The sequence below is a fragment of the Vibrio sp. R11-SG3-ISO9 genome (assembly GCF_059834255.1).
In genome coordinates this window covers 104383-122610 of sequence record NZ_JCBDGU010000035.1, presented here as the reverse complement: position 1 = coordinate 122610, position 18228 = coordinate 104383, and the positions used below count along the sequence as shown (strand labels likewise).

Annotated in this window: 16 protein-coding genes; 4 read left to right on the top strand and 12 right to left on the bottom strand. The window is 45.5% G+C overall.

Features of this window, described 5'->3' with window-relative positions; translation table 11 throughout:
• Positions 1 to 25 precede the first annotated feature (25 nt).
• Positions 26 to 1093, bottom strand: a complete 1068-nt coding sequence (gene sohB / locus AC6R05_RS11430) for a protease SohB (protein WP_172974223.1) — start codon at positions 1091 to 1093, stop codon at positions 26 to 28.
• Between the two features lie 133 nt (positions 1094 to 1226).
• On the opposite strand from sohB, the gene AC6R05_RS11425 reads away from it, so the two are divergent.
• On the top strand, positions 1227 to 1970 hold the full coding sequence (locus AC6R05_RS11425) for a YciK family oxidoreductase (protein ID WP_500647421.1): 744 nt from the start codon (positions 1227 to 1229) through the stop codon (positions 1968 to 1970).
• Between the two features lie 77 nt (positions 1971 to 2047).
• Here the strand turns inward: AC6R05_RS11425 and AC6R05_RS11420 are convergent, their stop codons facing one another.
• The 7 genes from AC6R05_RS11420 to hinT all read right to left on the bottom strand — a co-directional run bounded on the left by AC6R05_RS11420 (position 2048) and on the right by hinT (position 8306).
• Positions 2048 to 3337, bottom strand: a complete 1290-nt coding sequence (locus AC6R05_RS11420) for an NAD(P)/FAD-dependent oxidoreductase (RefSeq protein ID WP_500647420.1) — start codon at positions 3335 to 3337, stop codon at positions 2048 to 2050.
• A 447-nt stretch (positions 3338 to 3784) separates the two neighbouring features.
• Complete coding sequence (gene ycfP / locus AC6R05_RS11415; protein WP_032549500.1) at positions 3785 to 4324, bottom strand: alpha/beta hydrolase YcfP; 540 nt, start codon at positions 4322 to 4324, stop codon at positions 3785 to 3787.
• Positions 4325 to 4432: 108 nt separating this feature from the next.
• On the bottom strand, positions 4433 to 5287 hold the full coding sequence (locus AC6R05_RS11410; RefSeq protein ID WP_500647419.1) for a phosphotransferase: 855 nt from the start codon (positions 5285 to 5287) through the stop codon (positions 4433 to 4435).
• A 122-nt stretch (positions 5288 to 5409) separates the two neighbouring features.
• On the bottom strand, positions 5410 to 6000 hold the full coding sequence (lpoB, locus tag AC6R05_RS11405; RefSeq protein WP_032549502.1) for a penicillin-binding protein activator LpoB: 591 nt from the start codon (positions 5998 to 6000) through the stop codon (positions 5410 to 5412).
• A 98-nt stretch (positions 6001 to 6098) separates the two neighbouring features.
• On the bottom strand, positions 6099 to 6482 hold the full coding sequence (locus tag AC6R05_RS11400) for a YcfL family putative periplasmic lipoprotein (RefSeq protein WP_500647418.1): 384 nt from the start codon (positions 6480 to 6482) through the stop codon (positions 6099 to 6101).
• Positions 6482 to 7807: a COG3014 family protein gene (locus AC6R05_RS11395; protein ID WP_500647434.1), complete on the bottom strand. Its 1326-nt coding sequence runs from the start codon at positions 7805 to 7807 to the stop codon at positions 6482 to 6484. Before AC6R05_RS11395 ends, AC6R05_RS11400 begins: the two co-directional genes overlap by 1 nt.
• A gap of 148 nt (positions 7808 to 7955) precedes the next feature.
• Complete coding sequence (hinT, locus tag AC6R05_RS11390; RefSeq protein WP_150871736.1) at positions 7956 to 8306, bottom strand: purine nucleoside phosphoramidase; 351 nt, start codon at positions 8304 to 8306, stop codon at positions 7956 to 7958.
• A gap of 278 nt (positions 8307 to 8584) precedes the next feature.
• Between hinT and AC6R05_RS11385 the strand changes: the two genes are divergently transcribed.
• Positions 8585 to 10576 (top strand): methyl-accepting chemotaxis protein, encoded by a 1992-nt coding sequence (locus AC6R05_RS11385; protein ID WP_032549506.1) that lies wholly within the window; start codon positions 8585 to 8587, stop codon positions 10574 to 10576.
• Positions 10577 to 10758: 182 nt separating this feature from the next.
• Positions 10759 to 11925: a DUF1887 family protein gene (locus AC6R05_RS11380; protein WP_500647417.1), complete on the top strand. Its 1167-nt coding sequence runs from the start codon at positions 10759 to 10761 to the stop codon at positions 11923 to 11925.
• Positions 11926 to 12116: 191 nt separating this feature from the next.
• Here the strand turns inward: AC6R05_RS11380 and udp are convergent, their stop codons facing one another.
• From udp to AC6R05_RS11360, 4 genes are all read right to left on the bottom strand, one after another.
• A complete protein-coding gene (gene udp / locus AC6R05_RS11375) occupies positions 12117 to 12875 on the bottom strand; it encodes a uridine phosphorylase (protein ID WP_032549508.1) in 759 nt (252 codons plus the stop codon).
• A gap of 295 nt (positions 12876 to 13170) precedes the next feature.
• Positions 13171 to 15495: a zinc/cadmium/mercury/lead-transporting ATPase gene (locus tag AC6R05_RS11370; RefSeq protein ID WP_500647416.1), complete on the bottom strand. Its 2325-nt coding sequence runs from the start codon at positions 15493 to 15495 to the stop codon at positions 13171 to 13173.
• Between the two features lie 130 nt (positions 15496 to 15625).
• On the bottom strand, positions 15626 to 17086 hold the full coding sequence (locus AC6R05_RS11365) for an MATE family efflux transporter (protein ID WP_500647415.1): 1461 nt from the start codon (positions 17084 to 17086) through the stop codon (positions 15626 to 15628).
• 119 nt (positions 17087 to 17205) lie between these two features.
• Positions 17206 to 17622 carry a CBS domain-containing protein gene (locus AC6R05_RS11360; RefSeq protein WP_152468427.1) on the bottom strand — a complete coding sequence of 139 codons (417 nt, stop codon included), beginning with the start codon at positions 17620 to 17622 and terminating at the stop codon, positions 17206 to 17208.
• Positions 17623 to 17842: 220 nt separating this feature from the next.
• Here AC6R05_RS11360 and AC6R05_RS11355 point away from each other — a divergent pair, with 220 nt between their 5' ends.
• Positions 17843 to 18136 carry a hypothetical protein gene (locus AC6R05_RS11355; RefSeq protein WP_500647414.1) on the top strand — a complete coding sequence of 98 codons (294 nt, stop codon included), beginning with the start codon at positions 17843 to 17845 and terminating at the stop codon, positions 18134 to 18136.
• Positions 18137 to 18228: the final 92 nt, after the last annotated feature.

The window sequence follows — 18228 nt, the reverse complement described above, 5'->3', positions numbered from 1 at the left end:
TGTTTTTCTTTGCAGTAACAGATAGTTATACGATTGGCTTTTGACCACGCTCAATCAGCTTCAGCAAAATATTATCTGCCGACTTACCCGCTACTCCAGCAAGTTTGTCTGATAGCTTCTTCTTCTGAACATAGTGAATCGCAAGAACTGTTTTCTCTTTGCACGCATCCACAACGATGTCATCAGAAGTGCGAATTTCATCTACTAAACCTAGAGCGTGGGCTTGAGTACCAAACCAGTGCTCACCCGTCGCTACTTTTTCTAGGTCTAAGTCTGGGCGGTGATCGCGAATAAAGTCTTTGAATAAACCGTGAGTCTCTTCGAGCTCCTGCTTGAACTTCTCGCGCGCTTTATCGTTGTTTTCACCGAACATAGTCAAGGTGCGTTTGTACTCACCGGCTGTCAGTTGTTCAAACTCAATGTCGTACTTTTTCAGTAGTTTATTGAAGTTAGGTAGCTGAGCAATAACACCAATAGAGCCAACAATAGCGAAAGGCGCTGAAACAATCTTATCGGCAATACACGCCATCATGTAACCGCCACTCGCTGCGACTTTGTCGACAGAGATAGTCAGAGGAAGACCCGCCGCTTTAATACGGTCAAGCTGAGAAGACGCTAAACCATAGCCGTGAACCATGCCGCCGCCAGACTCAAGCTTAAGCAATACTTCATCGCCCTCACGAGCCACCGCTAATACTGCAGTTACCTCTTCACGCAGAGAAGCAACCTCTTTTGCATCAATACTGCCGTTGAATTCCAGAACAAACAGGTGCGGTTCACGCTTGCTGTCCAATTCACCCTCTTTCGCCGCTTTTTTGACTTCTTTGCCGCGTGACTTGGTTTTCTCTTTTTCCGCTTTCTTTTCAGCCTTATCACGAGCCTTGATGAACGCATCATCATGTAAGTGATGCTCTAGTTGCTCGATAGTCTGCTTGTGATGATCAGATAGGTTAGTGATTTCCAGCTCACCTTTTATCGCGCTTGATTTGCCGCCCACCGATTTCGCAATCACTAAAATTGCAATAATGGCGATTACAACAGTCGCAATCTTGGCTAAAAACAAGCCGTAGTCCAACAAAAAGTCCAATGTCATATCCCCTAATGTACGAATTAGTGTATTGTAACCATCTTGTCACGATTACCAAGAATTTCTAATCATTCCTGCGGTTATCTGTGTGATTAAACATCAATGGAATGACGAACATAAAAATAGAAGGATAAGCACAGTGGATTACCCAATCTCTACAGATGCCCTCAAAGATAAAGTAATTTTGGTTACAGGCGCTGGAGCCGGTATTGGCCGCCAAGCTGCATTGAGTTTTGCTCAACACGGTGCGACAGTGATTCTGCTCGGCCGTAACGTAAAAAACCTAGAGTTTATTTACGATGAAATCGAGAAAGCAGGCTACCCACAACCTGCGATCATCCCATTGGACCTTAAGGGTGCAACAAAGCAGAACTACATCGACATGGCTGAAACGATCGAATCTCAATTCGGTCGCCTAGACGGACTACTGCACAACGCAGGCGTGCTTGGTACTCTGAGTCCATTCGATCAAATCGAAGAAGACACGTTTGATGATGTGATGCAGATTAACGTAAAAGCAGAGTTCTTAATGACTCAAGCTCTCCTACCGGTACTTAAGAAAGCTGAAGCGGGTCGTATCGTATTCACCTCTTCAACAGTTGGTCACTCTGGCCGTGCCTTCTGGGGCTCTTACGCTATCTCTAAATTTGCGACTGAAGGCATGATGCAGATCCTAGCCGACGAAGTAGAAGGCACAGCACTGCGTGTCAATGCGATTAACCCAGGTGCGACTCAAACACGCATGCGTGCAAAAGCGTACCCAGGCGAAGATGCAAACAAGCTGAAGACACCACTCGAAATTATGCCGCTGTACTTACACTTGATGAACCCAAGTGTGACCGACGTACACGGCCAATGCATTGATGCGCAACCTAAACGATAAACGTGCAGCAATTTGAATGAAGCATAAAAAAGAGCTCCCTCGGGAGCTCTTTTTAGTCATAACTAACTTTAATCTAATTAGTGAAGCTTAAGGTTTGGACGCAGTACGCGGTTTATACGGCCTACCAACATCATCAGTGAAGTCTTAATCACGCCATGTAGCGCCATCTGGTGCATGCGGTACAGTGAGATGTAAACCACGCGAGCGATACGACCTTCAACCATCATTGAACCTTTGGTTAGGTTACCCATCAAGCTACCAACCGTTGAGAAACGGCTAAGAGAAACCAAAGAGCCCTTATCTTTGTAGACATAAGCCTTCTGCTCACGACCATTTAGCTTAGCAATGATGTTGCTGAATGCGCAGCTAGCCATTTGATGAGCCGCTTGAGCACGTGGTGGTACAAAAGAGCCATCCGCTTGCGTACATTGTGCTAGGTCACCAATAACGAAAATATCGTCATCACGTGTCGTTTGCAGTGTATCTTTCACTACTAATTGGTTGATACGGTTTGTCTCTAAACCACCGATGTCTTTAATGAAGTCTGGTGCTTTGATGCCTGCAGCCCAAACCATGATCTGAGCAGGGATCTTCTCACCCTCTTTAGTCGTTAGACCATCAGCGTCAGCTTGCGTCACCATAGTCATCGTACGAACGTTCACACCAAGCTTAGTCAGCTCAGAGTGTGCCGCACTTGAAATACGTGGTGGAAGTGCAGGAAGAATGCGCTCACCCGCTTCGATTAGGTTTACGTTTAGCTTGCTTGAATCTAGGTCGCCAAAACCGTAAGTACGCAGCTCTTTAACCGCATTGTGCAGTTCAGCAGACAGCTCTACGCCTGTTGCACCCGCACCAACAATAGCGATATCTACCGTACCTTGGCCGTTCTTAGCATGCAGCTTCAGGAACTCATTGTTCATCTCGGTACGGAAACGGTGCGCCTGTTCTGGGCTATCTAGGAAGATACAGTTGTCACGAACACCTGGAGTATTGAAATCATTCGACGTTGAGCCAATCGCCATAACCAGAATGTCGTATTCCAACTCACGGCTAGGCATCAATAGTTCGCCATTTTCATCACGAAGTTCGCTTAGGGCGATAACCTTACGTTCGCGATCGATGTCGTTTAGGCTACCCATCTGGAAATCAAAGTAGTGATTCTTTGCATGTGCACGGTAGCTCAATGCGTCGACACCTTCGTCCAAAGAGCCGGTTGCTACTTCATGCAGTAACGGCTTCCAAAGGTGGCTCGCTTTTCGGTCAACCAGTGTAATCGTTGCGCGTTTTTTACGGCCTAGGGTGCGCCCTAGCTTGGTTGCTAGTTCTAAACCACCAGCACCACCGCCTACTACGATAATTTTTGTCACGATGACAATCCTCTACAAAATAAATAAATGGGGTTCGGCTCGATTACTCCAACCGATAAATTCTGTTTTCTACTCAGTAACCTGCGTTATCGCAGTGGGAAGTTCGATTCGCTTCCTATTACCGAGTGTTTAGAGGGGCTAAGACTAAAGTCATCTGCTTTAGTAAGTTCACGTGGATAAAAAGAGCTTACCTGAGAGGTGAAGCGCAAAAAATGGGCAAGTTTATGACTCGCTCTCAATTTTTTTTGATATTTATCAAAATATTTTATTACCGAACATTATATAGAGCAAAAACGTGACCGCAACTAAAATCCTTACCTTCAATGAGGTTTCGTAGAAAAAATAGTTAACGTTTGCGTCATTTTCATTCACGTTGAAAATGCGTTGAATACAAAAAAAGCAGCACTCGGAAAAGCACTGCTTCTTGCTATCAAATTTTATAAGAAATTAAGCGTTCTTGAAGGCTTTCATCGCTTGTAAATGCTGGGAAATCTTCTTGAACTTGTGACTCTCTTTCTCATCCCAAATGATTTGATAATAGTCTTCAAGTTCAGCTGCTGTTTTGCTGTTGTCGTGAATTTCATCTTCACGAGACAGTACAACTAAGCAGCGATCTTTGTTCTTCATGCGATACTGGCTGACACACTTTGTTGCAATATCTTCGTATTCTTCTGGGCGATCAATTCTGCCGACCATGTTCTTTTCGGGTCTCAAGTTCGGGTTGAAGATCACCTGTTTGATACCGCATAAAAAGCCGATACGCTCAGACCAATATCCACCTAAGCCAACACCACAAATTATCGGGTGTGGGTCATCAGACTGTTCAATCACTTTATGCACTTCTTTAAGCAAGTGCTGCATGTCGTGTTTCGGGTGAAGAGTACTGTAGTTAATGAAACGAACGTCATCGTCAATGAATTGCAACTGCAGTATTTTTTCGTGGTTGCCCGGGCTTGTTGAGTCAAAGCCGTGTAGGTAAATAATCATTGTACCTCCCTGGTAAAATGCTGGTACGTTTTGATAAATCTAACATGAAAAATAAGGTTTTAAAGTACAGATACCTGAATTTGCATTTTTCCCATCCTAAACGTGATCCTAGCTACATAAAGTGCAACTGAGTGCCCGCGCTTCATCCATATATTGTTCATCCCCCCACAGCTGATGAGCCAGCAAATACCAAAGCATCGCCATCATTTTGCTGCGCGGTTGCCAAGCCTCGACACCGTCTATCCATGCTTGAGTATCATGGATACCTCGAAACTGGCAGTATTGTTTAACGGCCTCTTCCACCGGTACGTTAGCGACCGAAATCGTCAATGTTAAATCGAGTCGAGGATCCGCTAATGCTGCATACTCCCAATCAATAATCTTAATCTCATCATGCTGACGCACAAGGTTGTAGCCACCGAGATCAAAATGACAGAGTGAATTTTCGATTGGAGGTAGGTTAGGTGCCGAGCGCCATTGTTGATAAATAGCTTCAAACTCCCCACCTCTGTGCTCTTTATCAAGCCGTAGCCAATAATGGTCGACTCGGGCGGTAAAACAGAAGGGATGCAGAGGGAGTCGCGAAGTGTTAACCAAATGCACAGACACCAAGGTCCGCATGAGCTGTTGAAGTGACAGGTCATCATGAATGGTATCCCCTTCAACCCACTCTACTAGCAAACCTTGCTTATTAATGGTCATCGCTTGTGGCGCAATATGAAGCTGCTCTATCGCCGAGAGTACTTGATACTCTTCATGACGCGAAATGCCGAAAGCTTCAGTAATAGAAGTAGCGGGTCGCCAGACAAAAGCTTTCCCATCACCTGTTTCTATCTTCCAACAACGGTTGGTAAGGCCACCGGTTAATGTTTGTGCTTTCACAGGAGGGAAATCGAAATAGTCATCAAGTGAGCCTAGGCTCTCATCCAGTTTTTTGGCTTCATCCCAGCAAAAAATCGCCATACTCTCTGTTCTCCCTATAAAAAAGACACCAACGTTACCGCCAGTGTCTTTTATTCTCACTCAGTCCAAGTGTAGCCTAAAGAGCCGTGCATAATGCAACACTCTATATGGCTACTGCTTGATTACAGACCCAGTAGGCTCTTAGATTTTTGCTTACGGATTTCTGTTTCATCTGCCCATTCGATTAGACCAGACTCAAGATCCATTAAACGCATTGTCATTTTGTAGTAAACGTCTTGGTCACTACCGTCGTTCTTAACGATGCTTGATAGGTTGCCGTAAAGCATGTATTGGGCGCCAACCATCTTACCGAACTGAATCGCTGAGCTTTGGTTAACAAGCTCGTCGTTATTCTGGAAGTTCAGTTGTTCACGAACTGATTCAACGCGGTCCATGTCAACGAAACGGAACTTGCCTGAATTCAACATCTTAGTACTGATCGTATCTGTGATAGATTCAGTATCGATGTGCTCGCTGGTTTTGTTCTTAATGCGTTCTACAAACACGATCGGACGCTGATCACGGGTGATGTAAGAAACCGAACCAGAAGCCATCATACTATCAACCATTTCGCCAGCAATCGTTTGAAGGTCCGTAGAACCGAAATCGATGGTTGTGGTCTCTACAGCTTGCGCATCACCATAACTTACTTTGTTTGAACAACCGCCTAGAATTACAGCCAATCCCAATAGCGCAATGACACTCTTTTTCATTTTATTTCCTCACATATCCGAGCAGAACAACGCCCCACTCATAAATTTGGTTGGCTTAGCTGACCAGTAACAGTCGTGCTCAGCTTAACCGATAAATATTACTGTTCCCGAAACTGCACGCGGAATTGTGTCGCTTTCGGGTTCACTGAAATCTCTGACAAGGTGATGGTCTCGAAACCGCGGACGATGGCTTGCTTCCAAGGCCCTTGCTTCAAGTTCACTTCAAGACCCGCATCGTCGTACCAGTAGAATCGATACAGGATGTTTTGGTCACCCTTGTAATCGCTCGTCAGACGCACAAGTCCTCGGGTATGACCGTCAACTTGGTCGGTTCTAACGTCATCAACTAACAGTCGACTACCCAGTACCTTGTCACCAAAAAATACGTTTTGCGTTAGGCCATCAACACGTACACCTGCTGTGTTCTCCGCACAACCGGCCAAGGCTGCAACAGCCGCTAAGCCCACTAACCACTTTTTCATTACAGCCTCCCTAGCTGCTTGTGCCACATGGTGGCGTTATTCCCTTGGCGAGAAACCCAAACTAATGTGGTTCGCCCATCTCGCACATCAAACTGATACGACTTACCACCCGCTTCTAACGTGTAGTTGCCAGAAGCCGCCACATAGGTACTGCTCTTCACTTGAGCAGGTAGCGACTGCCAACTGCGAGTATCAGGTTGTTCAGTCAGCGTATTCCAAACATTGAACAACAAGTTACCGACATCATCGCCTTTGGTCGCTTCTTTACGAATTCGGTCTTTCGCGACCACTCGCAATGCTTGGCGAATAACAATACCCGGCAGACGCTCAGATAAATCGTTCTGTGCCATTGCATCTACATCAGTCAACAAACTGCCATTGAGCGAAGTACCATTGATACGAATCGGCGTAAATCTTTCATTTGGCTGCTTTGAATAGTATGGCAGAGCTAGAGAATATATGGCGCCTTGGTCACGACTGTCATAAACCGGTAAATCTAGACGCCAGCTGTCCATTGCTTGTACAACGCTCTGCTCATCTAAGACGATCACTCTCCCTTCGCCAGATTTAAGAGACGCTGGCATCGAGTAACGTTTTTTCAACTTCACCAAATCTTCACGCATGCCTAGGCGTTGAGCCACCAGCATAGTGCGCTCAATAACCTGTTGGTTGTCAGGCATAACCGCCAAGGCACGTCGATAATCAACATACGCACTGTTGAGGTCATTGGACGCTTCATAAAGCAGACCAGACAAGAACATCAAATAGGCATTTTGTACCGATTGCAGCTTTTTACCTGCATCCGGGTAGTTCGAGAGAATGCTACCAACGTTAGCCGAAAGGCCTTGGGAGCGGGCATCATTTGCTGCTTGCTGCAGTTCCGCTTCACGTTGCTTCTTGGCTTGCTCTTGAACTTGGTTAGCGCGACGCATCTCAACCAATGCGCCCTCTAAATCATTCTGTTTGAGATAGTTCAGCCCAAGATAAAGATGAAGAAAGCCTAGCTCATAATCGGCTGGGGTATATTCGGTAATATTGTCATTAACTGCTAACGCACCAACGCTCGCCGCGCTGTCCGTCACCGATACCACGGCTTTATCTTGCTGAACTCTTACTGCTTGATCTGCTTGTTCAAACCAAGACTTACTCTCTGCGTATTGTTGGTCTAGTAAATATACGCGGCCTTTTTCAAGGTTATCCAAAATGTCGCCTGCGGCATAATCAGGCAATTCTTGCTGCGCTTCAGAGTAGTCACCCGCTCTTAAGGCTTGATACACACTCTCGTTTTGAGCGCTGTAGTGACTAAACAAGTTGCCCGCAGACATGCTTGCACACCCAACGGTCAATGCCGACATCATCGCGACTGAAACGAACTTAACGTACTGTTTCAAAGATTAACTCCTGCCTATCTATACCAACCAACGCTTTGGACTACAGTTCTTGCAGAAAGTTGGTATAGAAAGTCATTTTTTATTAGCTCATTAATAGTGGGCCAAGAGGGCGACCACCTACAAGGTGCATATGAATATGATAAACTTCTTGGCCACCGTGAGAGTTACAATTCACAATCAGTCGGTAACCATCTTCTGCAATACCCTCTTCTTTCGCCAGCTTACGAGCAACCGTAAATAGACGCCCCATCATCGCTTCATCTTCCGCTTCAACGTCATTCGCTGTTGGGATCAGCTTATTTGGAATAATCAGGATATGACTTGGCGCACGAGGATTAATGTCACGAAACGCGGTAACTAGATCGTCCTGGTAAAGAAGGTCTGCTGGAATCTCTTTATTAATTATTTTGCTAAAAATGGTTTCTTCAGCCATGTTTTTCTCCAATAAAACATTTACTTCTAAGAGCTTTGAGTATGCGTCAAGCCACTAGAAACCTCAATCAACCTGAGCTAAAGCATAATAAAAAACAGTGTTCAAATCAAAGAAAACCCTATCAAGCGCAAAAGAATGTTATGTCGCCTATTGCTGACAGCTATTTTTGACGGGTGCGTCATAAAATGTGTTACTGGAACTCAATAGAATGCTGACACTTTTGTTACTTTGTTTTGGACCGGATTTTCGGTCTGTATTTATTTTTAGGGAGAATGGCCATGAAAGGCTCAGTGATAAAACGCATGTATGCGGGCTTCGCACTGATCATCATCATGTTTGCAATTACGATTACAATCATGATGAGCAGCATGAATCAGATACACAGTAATTTCGAAAGCGTCTCAAAATCTTCGCTGCCTCTTGTTACTCTCTCTAATCAAACCAGTGTGCAGCTACTCTCTGCAGACAAATCCTTTAAAGATTACCTCACTACACAGAATCAAGAGCGCATGACAGCAATGCGCAGTGAATTTGCTCAATCACAACAAGCATTTTCTTCTGTACTTAATGAACTTGAAGTAGCTAGCGCGACAAATCCTGTACTTGTAGAGCGTGTTGAACAGCTAAAACAACTCGAAGAGCGCTATTTCTCTGAAGCAGAAGAAGCGATGAACAACTACGTCGCGATGTTTGAAGCACAAGAGCAAGTACAAAAAGCATCACGCGAATTCCAACGCCTACACTCAGAGTTAACAGTTGGGATGAAAGAGTATGTTGCCGATCAGAAAAGCATCTCTGTGAAAGTAATGGCGAAAAGCTACTTCATTAAGCTGAAAGACGCAGAGGTGATCACCTCTGATGCTCTAGCAAGCTCAGATGTTGAGTTAGTTCAAAGCGCAGTAAACAAAAACAAAAAAGCGGTAACACACCTTAACTACGCATACCGTGGTTTAACGACTCAACTGCCTGAGCTAAAAGGCGCGTTCGATGAGTCGGTACAAAAGTTCACCAAAGACGTTGGTCAGAAAGGCGGTGTACTTGATAAACACAATAACTACCTGCAAGCGAAGAAGGCACTCTACATCAACATCGCTAACCTAGCGGTAGACGTTGACCAAGCAATGGCAGTTCTGGACTCATTCAACGTCACGGCGGGTGAACAGCTTAATAGCTCACTGGCAGATGCAGGCGAAGTCTACGACCAAGGCCTGATGAAAGCTATCGCGATTGGTGTTGTAGTGACGGTATTCGCAGCAGCGATTGGCTATCACATTGCACACAGTGTGCGCGAACCTTTGACTCGCATTTTGCATGCACTTGAAGGACTAACACAGGGTGATATGACTAAGCGTATCGATATTCGTTACGACAACGAATTTAGCCGCGTGAGTCGTCATATCAACACTCTTGCCGATAACCTACATAATATTCTAGTTAAGCTAAATGAAGCATCTGATGAGCTAACTGAAACCGCAAGCATCAACCAGAAGACCTCTTCTACAACGCAAGGTCAGCTCAGCAATCAACGCGAACAGACTGCTAATGTGGCAACGGCAATGACAGAGATGTCACATTCGGTGCAAGAAGTCGCAAGCAGCGCGCAGAGCTCATTAACCATGGTTCAACAGGTTGAGTCAGCATCTGAATCCGGTCGTCAAATCATGAACACCAACATCAGCACCATTAATCAGCTAGAGACTCGCCTCAATGAGTCGGTTGTCGCTGTGGGTGAACTTCAACAGATGAGCAGCCAGATTGGCTCAATCCTAGATGTAATTCGTGGTATCGCAGAACAAACTAACCTACTTGCACTCAATGCCGCTATCGAAGCTGCACGTGCCGGTGAGCAAGGCCGCGGCTTCGCTGTGGTAGCTGACGAGGTTCGCGTTCTCGCTCAGAAGACCACGCAATCAACCTCTGAAATTGAAACTATGATCAGCAATCTACAGTCGAGCTCAAAGACAGCAGGTAACGTGATTGAGAGCTGTATGAATGATATGGAGATGTCGGTTGAGCAGGCTTCCAATGCCAATAGTGCGATGGAAGAAATCCAAGCGCTTATCCTAGAGATCAGCCACATGAGTACACATATTTCTCAGGCGGCAGCAGAACAAAGTGAGACATCGAGCGACATTGCGCGCAACATTGAAGACATCAACCACATTGCAGATGCTAGTTATCAAGCGATGTCGTCAATCGCTCAAGCGAGTGAGAACCTAACGATTCTTGCTAACCAACAAGGAGATTTGGTGCACCAATTCAAACTTTAGGTCCACTTTAAAGCGAATAAAGGTAAGACTTTGCTCGCACCAAATCGTTAACTGACTGAACAAGGGTAACTTTTATCAAAGGTTACCCTTGTTTTTTTAAGGCTTTGTCATTATATGAGTATTATGGCTTGCTGCTTTCCGTTACGATCCCATTTTGAGCGAGCCAATATTAAGGAATTTATATGGCTGTTCACGTTGGCATTATTGATCAAGACCCCATTAGGTTGATTACTCCGTTATTGGATAATCGAACCGTCAGTTCTCACATTGTTTTTATCGGTGACAAGACTCAAGAAGGCATGTATCTGCGCCTTCACTCTGTACTCCAAAAGCGCGACATTACCAGTGAGTTCTTTGAGATTCCTACCATCGTCAACACCTCTGTTATCAAAGAATCAATACAAAACTTAGCCGAAGATCTCAAGGCGCGTGGTCAAGAAGTCAAGCTGAACGCAAGTTGTGGTCTAAGGCACCGCCTGCTCTCTGTTTACGAAGTATTCCGCACTTACCACTGGCCGATTTTCGTGGTTGAACCAAACAGTGACAAACTGTGTTGGTTATACCCAAATGGAAAAGAAGACGCACAAGTACAAGACCGCATCACCATTGATGACTACCTAACCGTGTTTGGTGCTCGTGGTGAATTTAATGATTTCGAATTGCCACCACAGCTAGATCAGAAACTCTACGAGCTAGGTGAACGCTGGGCGAGTAATGCCCTTGAATTGGGGCCAGGTCTAGCAACGCTAAACTACCTAGCAACAACATGTCGTAAAGAGCAGAAACTGGACGTTGAGCTTTCAGAGAAGCAACAAGGCTATCGCGAGCTGAACATGCTGCTTACCGATCTCGTCGAAGCAAAGATTGCGACCTACCAAGAAGGTATTTTGACCTTTGCTAACGAAGATGCGCGTCGTTTCTCGAACGGTGAATGGCTAGAAACACTGGTGCACAGCACAGTGAAACAGATTCAAGATGACATGCCAACCATTCAAGACCGCTCGTTGAACGTCCAGGTTTATCGCCAGCTTGGTGAGCGCGAAGTACGTAATGAGCTGGATGTCGCGTCAGTAGTAAACAATAAACTGCACATCATCGAGTGTAAGACCAAGGGTATGCGTGACGATGGTGATGACACTTTGTACAAGCTGGAATCGCTGCGTGACCTACTCGGTGGCCTTCAGGCGCGAGCTATGCTGGTCAGCTTCCGTCCACTACGCCACAACGACATCACTCGTGCAGAGGATTTAGGGTTAGCTTTGATTGGCCCTGATGAGTTGAAAGACCTTAAGACACATCTAACGTCTTGGTTTGCGGCTGCAGGCGGTCACGAAGACCTAGAGTACTAAGCAAGTAAGCGACTAAGCTGTCAAATATTCACTTTTCACACATTAAAGGCGCATCATGCGCCTTTTTATTTGTCTTTATTTTCCCCAAACCTAATCGACAAATACAAAAAAGCCGCACCAGTAAGTGCAGCTTTGGAGGAGTTAAATCAGGCTATCTTGGATGATAACTGAATTAAGCAGTATCGGCGCGATTAAAGCATTTTACGCGCAGCTTCTACAACCACTTTGATTGAGCGTGCTTCTGTCTCTTTTAGAGTATCGTGATCTGGGATCTCTTTCTGTGTACGGTTGATAATAACACCCGCTACACAACCTGCTTTCAGGCCAGAACTTGCACACATAGTTAGCAGTGTTGCAGATTCCATTTCGAAGTTAAGAACGCCCATGTCTTGCCACTCTTGCATAGAACCTTGGAAACGCTTAACAACGCGACCAGAGAACGTGTCGTAACGCTCTTGACCTGGGTAGAACGTATCGCTTGATGCTGTAACACCAGTGTGAACCGTTGCGCCAGACTCTTCTACTGCCGCTTTCATTGCTGTTGCGATTTCGAAGTCAGCTACTGCTGGGAACTCCATTGGAGCAAAGTGTAGGCTTGCACCGTCTAGACGAACAGAACCCGTTGTTACAATCATGTCACCCACGTTTACGTGAGGTTGGATTGCACCAGTTGTACCCACACGTAGGAAAGTGCGTACACCTAGTTGTGCTAGCTCTTCTACAGCGATAGATGTAGATGGACCACCAATACCAGTAGAACAAACAACCACAGGCTTACCGTCTAGCTCAGCGCGGTACAGCGTGTACTCACGGTGGCTTGCTAGAAATACTGGGTTTTCCATTTCGTCAGCAATTTTTTGTACACGTGCTGGATCACCTGGGATGATCGCTAGTGTCGCACCTTGAAGATCAGCTTCAGTAATACCTAAGTGGAAAACAGCTTGAGACATAGTTTGCTCCTTGTGGCTTATTGAGTGTTCATCACTCTTATCTAAGCGCATTATAAGTTTGTGGGGTACGTGTTTACTCTAACCAAGCTATTCACAAAATGAAGTGACAATCGTCACACCTCTCCACGCAACATACACTCAAGTTTCACGAAAAACCGATTGGCATCACATTTTCACCGTAATCGACCAGCTTCGTTGCATAATAATGACGAAAAAAACGCCTCTAATTCATAAAACGCAAATCAAACAACATGCGCTTAATAAACCAGAGGCGTCCTGTAACTAATTAGACGCCCTAATCAGCTTTTGACTTAAATCTTAGTAGTCTTAAAGCATTAAGTGTCACAAGCGCGGTTGCGCCACTATCGGCAAGCACGGCTACCCATAAGCCAGTAATACCAAACAGGCTCGTCACCAAGAAGACACCTTTTAACCCCAACGCCAAAGCGACGTTCTGACGAATGTTTCTTATGGTTGCCTGTGACAGCTCAATCATAGCTGGCAGTTCAGTTAGACGATTGTGAGTCAGTGCCGAGTCTGCGGTTTCCAAAGCGACATCGGTGCCGCCTCCCATAGCAATACCTACGTTGGCAGTTTTCATTGCTGGCGCGTCATTAATACCATCGCCCACCATAGCGACATGAGAACGGCGAGTCAGCTCTTCAACGTAACTCACTTTATCCGCAGGCAATAAGCTTGCTTTGTACTGCATGCCAACCACAGAGCTGATTGCCTCGGCACTGCGCGGGTTATCGCCCGTCAACATAATCGACTCAACGCCCAACTGGCTTAAACGCTCTACTGCAGCTTTGGCGTCACTGCGCAACGTATCTTGCCACACGATTAAACCAATGACGGTTTGAGGAAGCTCTATTGCCACTACCACCGTCTTGCCTTGCATTTCAAGCGAAGCAACCTGTTCTTGTACTGAAGAATCGAGAGAAAATGTCACTTTCGATGGCGAAAGCACCTGATAAGTATGCCCGTCGACGTCACCTTCAACGCCACTACCGATAAGAGCACGTTTATTCTCTGATTCAGGGATATCAATCCCCATCTCTTTAACTTTATTGACGAGAGACAGTGCTAATGGATGACTTGAGCCAACTTCAATCGCACCAACCACACGCAATAACTGTTGCTCGTTCCAACCTTGCAACGGTGTCACATCAGTAACTTGTGGTTTGCCCTCAGTCAGTGTCCCGGTTTTATCAAACGCAATGGTTTCAACCTTACCTAACTGCTCTAGTGCAGCACCGCCTTTAATCAAGGCACCACGTTTTGCCGCCGCAGCCAACCCAGACGTAATCGCAGCGGGTGTTGAGATAACCAAGGCACATGGACATGCAATCAACAGTAGTGCTAGACCGCGATAGACCCAAGTTTCCCAAGGTTGAGCAAACAAGCTCGGCGGGATCACAATCACCATCAATGCCACAAACATCATTAGCGGCGTATACCAACGGCTAAATTTATCTAGGAATCGTTCTAGTGGTGCTTTGCGTGATTCTGCTTCTTCAATCAAATGAAGAATTCGGTCTATCGCATTCTCACCTTGTTTAGAAGTGATCGTGATACGAACAACCTTATCGACCACAACCGCACCCGCCATGATGGCGTTTCCTTTTACATGTTCAACAGGGACAGACTCACCTGTGAGTGCGCTCTCATCGAAGCTAGCGGCGTAAGTGATCAATTGACCGTCTGCTGGCAGTCGAGCACCAGGAGAGACTTCAATAACATCGCCAGGCTTAAGTTCCGTCACTGCAACTTCGACACGTTCTCCATCAACAATTTGAGTGGCATTTTCAGGCACCAACGCCATCAATGCTTGTACACCACTGCGTGCACGGGATGAAGCAAACGCCTCTAAACGTTCACCGATTAAGAACAACAAAAGAACCATGGCTGCTTCTACTGTTTCCCCCAAATACAGGGCACCTAAAGCAGCAACACTCATCAAGGTTTCGATGGCAAAAGGAGTACCAGAACGAGCCAGTTTCACCGCTTGTTTTGCGACTGGGTAAAGTCCAAGTAAACAGGTGACAATGAACAATCGCTCACTTAAAACAGGGCTGAAATCTTTGATTAGGGTCGCGAATAACATCGCTGCGGCAATCGCGATGATTTGGAGGTTTGGCTGAATGTATGATTGCCAGAACGTCGCTGGCTCTTGCTTTTTCTTAGCGCCAACTTCACTCAAACTGAAGCCCGTTTTTTGAACGGCGGTTTCAATGGTTTCTGTGAGTTCAACTTGATCGTATTTCACGACCAGCTTTTCCGTCGCAAACAGAACCTTGGCTTCAATAACACCAGGAATAGCTAAAACGGCTTTTTCTACTTTTCGTGCACAGGCTGGACAGTCCATACCAGAAACAAGCCAACTTGTTGTGAGTTTACTGTTTAATTCAACAACTGAGGACAGCCGGTCTTCTTCTCCACTGTCAGTACCACAACAACTATCGCCGCCAGCAGAGGGCTCAGCTGTTGCACAGCACGAAGATGAGCTGGTAGAAGCAGCAGTAATGCTAGTGATTTTAGGGCTACCGCAGCTTGAAGCTACAGGTTTGTTTTGAATATCCGCTTTGGTTGAGCGGCACGCGGCATGTTTTGCACACATAATAAATTCTCCTTAATACTCGACTGCTGAAGGTGTTCCTAGTTGAGATAGGCGAAATACCCCTCCAGTACACCCGAAGTATAAACCTTGGAGTCACCTCCAGGGTCAAGGAGAAATAACAAGAAATTGTTTAAGATTTTGCGTCGCTCAGCTCTTCTCGGTTAGCAGAGACGTCATCAATTAATACCGCGTCATGAGAACAGAAAGGTTGGGTATTCAAACTCACCATTGATACATCCTCCTGTTCCACTTCAACCTCAGCGCCTTTCATTAGCTCTGCAATATGGAAACGCAACACGAGAACACCCAGTACACCAAACACCACATTCCCTAGCGCTTGGCCATACAAAACACCAAGAGCACCATACCATTGAGAGCCAAGGTAAACGAAAGGCAAAGTTCCGAGCGTCGCTTTACCTAGGTTTAACGCCGTTGAATAGAGAGGTTTGCCCAAGTTGTTGAACGATGTATTCGCAACAAACAGAGCACCATTAAAGGTAAAGGTGATCGCAACGTAGCTACAGAATGCCGCAACAATGATCGAGGCATCGCCTTGTAGGCTGAACATCGAAATAACGAAGTCTTGTAGGAAGTAAAGCAAGATGCAAACGGCAATGGTATACGCGGTTGTAACAAGCAGGGAATTGTTGAGCGTTTCCTTCACTCTATCCATACGCTCGGCACCGAAGTTCTGACCAATGATAGGACCAACAGCACCAGACAGCGCAAAAATTACGGCAAAACAGACTGGCGTTAAACGGCCAATTACCGCAAACCCTGCAACAAAGTCTTCGCCATATTGCGCGATACCCGTTGTCACAATTGCGTTACCGATTGGCGTTGCGGTGTTGGTGATTATGGCTGGCAAAGCAATGGCAAGAATAGGACGAAGGTTGAAACGCCAATGAGCGATTGATGGCTTCGCTACTAAGTCGTGGCTACGAATGAGAGGATAAAGAGAGAAATACAACACGGTAAAACGAGCAATGACTGAGGCCAATGCTGCCCCTTCAATATTCCAACCAAATCCAAATATAAACAGCGGATCGAGAATCGCATTCACGATCCCCCCCGACAGTGTCGCCCACATAGAGCGCTTCGCATCACCAGCAGCTCTCAGTCCAGCACCCGCCGCCATTGCCAAAGCTAAGAATGGACCACTAGGAAGTAGAATCTGCAAGTAGGCTTGTGCTCTTTCTGCGGCAAGCCCTTGTGCACCAATAGCATCCAACAGTTCGGGAATATGAATATACATTGCCGCCGTTACGAGTGAACTGATCGCAAACGCCGTCATCATGATACTGACACTAAGCTGTTTCGCGTGATCTCTATCTTTGGCGCCAATGGCTTTGGAAACTAAAGCACCCATTGCAATCGAGGTACCGATTGAAACAGAGGTTGAGAAAAACGTTAGCGTCCCAGCGAAACCAACAGCTGCGGCCAATTCAACCTGACCCAACATACTGATAAACAGCATATCCAGGAGATCGACCACAAACAGAGCCATCAAACCAACAGAGCCCGCTCCAGACATCACCAAAATGTGGCGCATTGTTGAACCTTCGACAAACTTGGCCGTTTGATTTGACATGAATCGTCTCCGTGGTTGAAAGCGTAAAAGCAGTGTGGACTCTACAAATAACAAAAGGCGCTAGTGCGCCTTTTGTCAATTTAGATTAATCAGTAAAAATAATCATTTCGAACAATGAATTATACAGGATGTTGGAAGCAATCATCTAAGTTTTTACCGATCGCTCTCAAAACGTCAGTACGAGTGATGATGCCAACCAGTCTGTCATTATCGATAACTGGGTATGCTTTTGGTTTGCCGACTTTCATTAAGTCTGCCAGCTCAATAATCGAAAGGTCTGGAGATACTGAAAGCACCTCTCGATACATACAGTCACCAACAGTGTGTGTGTCTTGGCAGAAATAGCTCACCTTCACCAACTTTTCTAACAAATCCTGTTCCGAAAGGAAGCCAATCACTTTCTCACTTTCATCAATTACGGGACCACCCATATGGTGACTGCGCATAACTTTGTCTAGCGCGAGACTTAACGGCATATCAGGAGTGAACGTCACAACCTGTAGCGTCATGTAATCTTTCACTTTAATCGAATTCATCGCTTTCTCCCTAAAAACTCTTAGCCACGTCTTATGTCGTACCTATATGTTAATTGTTGTCTAAAATCTTGATTTTACTAAATGGATTTCAACAATTTTATTGATAGGCAAAACCTAATTTATAAGAAATGTGAGGTGGCATAAGGGCTGAGGCACATAAAGCGAGTTGTAATAAACGTCAGCCATATCCTTACAAGCCATTACTTTTTGATACTTTTTTGTGATTCGAGATCCTGTAATCTTGCTTGCACACCAGTTTTTAGCCGATAAAAGACGTATGCAATATCACCAAGCTCTCTATGCTTTTGTCTATGCAGACAAAGACGGTATCGATAAAACCCTCATTGGTTACTTCAATGAAAAAGAGCGCCCATTGATGTCTAACTGCAGTGAAGAAATCACCAAAATGTCCTACGCTGCCATCGAAATGGCAGCCAAACGCGAACTAAAAATCAGACTCGTCAAATATCAAAAAGAGCATGAAATTGACTTTAGCCGTTTCGTAGAATCTTGATCAGCAGTCAGCTGTATCGAAAAGCAAAGCCGCAAACTCACTCAAGTGATATAGCTTCTTGGCTTTGCCAGAGTTAAAGTTGAAATAGGAGT

Excerpts from the sequence above, each read along its gene's own strand:
- sohB (WP_172974223.1), bottom strand. The coding sequence starts at position 1,093 with ATGACATTGGACTTTTTGTTGGACTACGGCTTGTTTTTAGCCAAGATT.
- AC6R05_RS11385 (WP_032549506.1), top strand. The coding sequence starts at position 8,585 with ATGAAAGGCTCAGTGATAAAACGCATGTATGCGGGCTTCGCACTGATC.
- ycfP (WP_032549500.1), bottom strand. The coding sequence starts at position 4,324 with ATGATTATTTACCTACACGGCTTTGACTCAACAAGCCCGGGCAACCAC.
- AC6R05_RS11395 (WP_500647434.1), bottom strand. The coding sequence starts at position 7,807 with ATGTCTGCGGGCAACTTGTTTAGTCACTACAGCGCTCAAAACGAGAGT.
- AC6R05_RS11365 (WP_500647415.1), bottom strand. The coding sequence starts at position 17,086 with ATGTCAAATCAAACGGCCAAGTTTGTCGAAGGTTCAACAATGCGCCAC.
- AC6R05_RS11360 (WP_152468427.1), bottom strand. The coding sequence starts at position 17,622 with ATGAATTCGATTAAAGTGAAAGATTACATGACGCTACAGGTTGTGACG.
- AC6R05_RS11380 (WP_500647417.1), top strand. The coding sequence starts at position 10,759 with ATGGCTGTTCACGTTGGCATTATTGATCAAGACCCCATTAGGTTGATT.
- lpoB (WP_032549502.1), bottom strand. The coding sequence starts at position 6,000 with ATGAAAAAGAGTGTCATTGCGCTATTGGGATTGGCTGTAATTCTAGGC.
- AC6R05_RS11400 (WP_500647418.1), bottom strand. The coding sequence starts at position 6,482 with ATGAAAAAGTGGTTAGTGGGCTTAGCGGCTGTTGCAGCCTTGGCCGGT.
- hinT (WP_150871736.1), bottom strand. The coding sequence starts at position 8,306 with ATGGCTGAAGAAACCATTTTTAGCAAAATAATTAATAAAGAGATTCCA.
- AC6R05_RS11410 (WP_500647419.1), bottom strand. The coding sequence starts at position 5,287 with ATGGCGATTTTTTGCTGGGATGAAGCCAAAAAACTGGATGAGAGCCTA.
- AC6R05_RS11370 (WP_500647416.1), bottom strand. The coding sequence starts at position 15,495 with ATGTGTGCAAAACATGCCGCGTGCCGCTCAACCAAAGCGGATATTCAA.
- udp (WP_032549508.1), bottom strand. The coding sequence starts at position 12,875 with ATGTCTCAAGCTGTTTTCCACTTAGGTATTACTGAAGCTGATCTTCAA.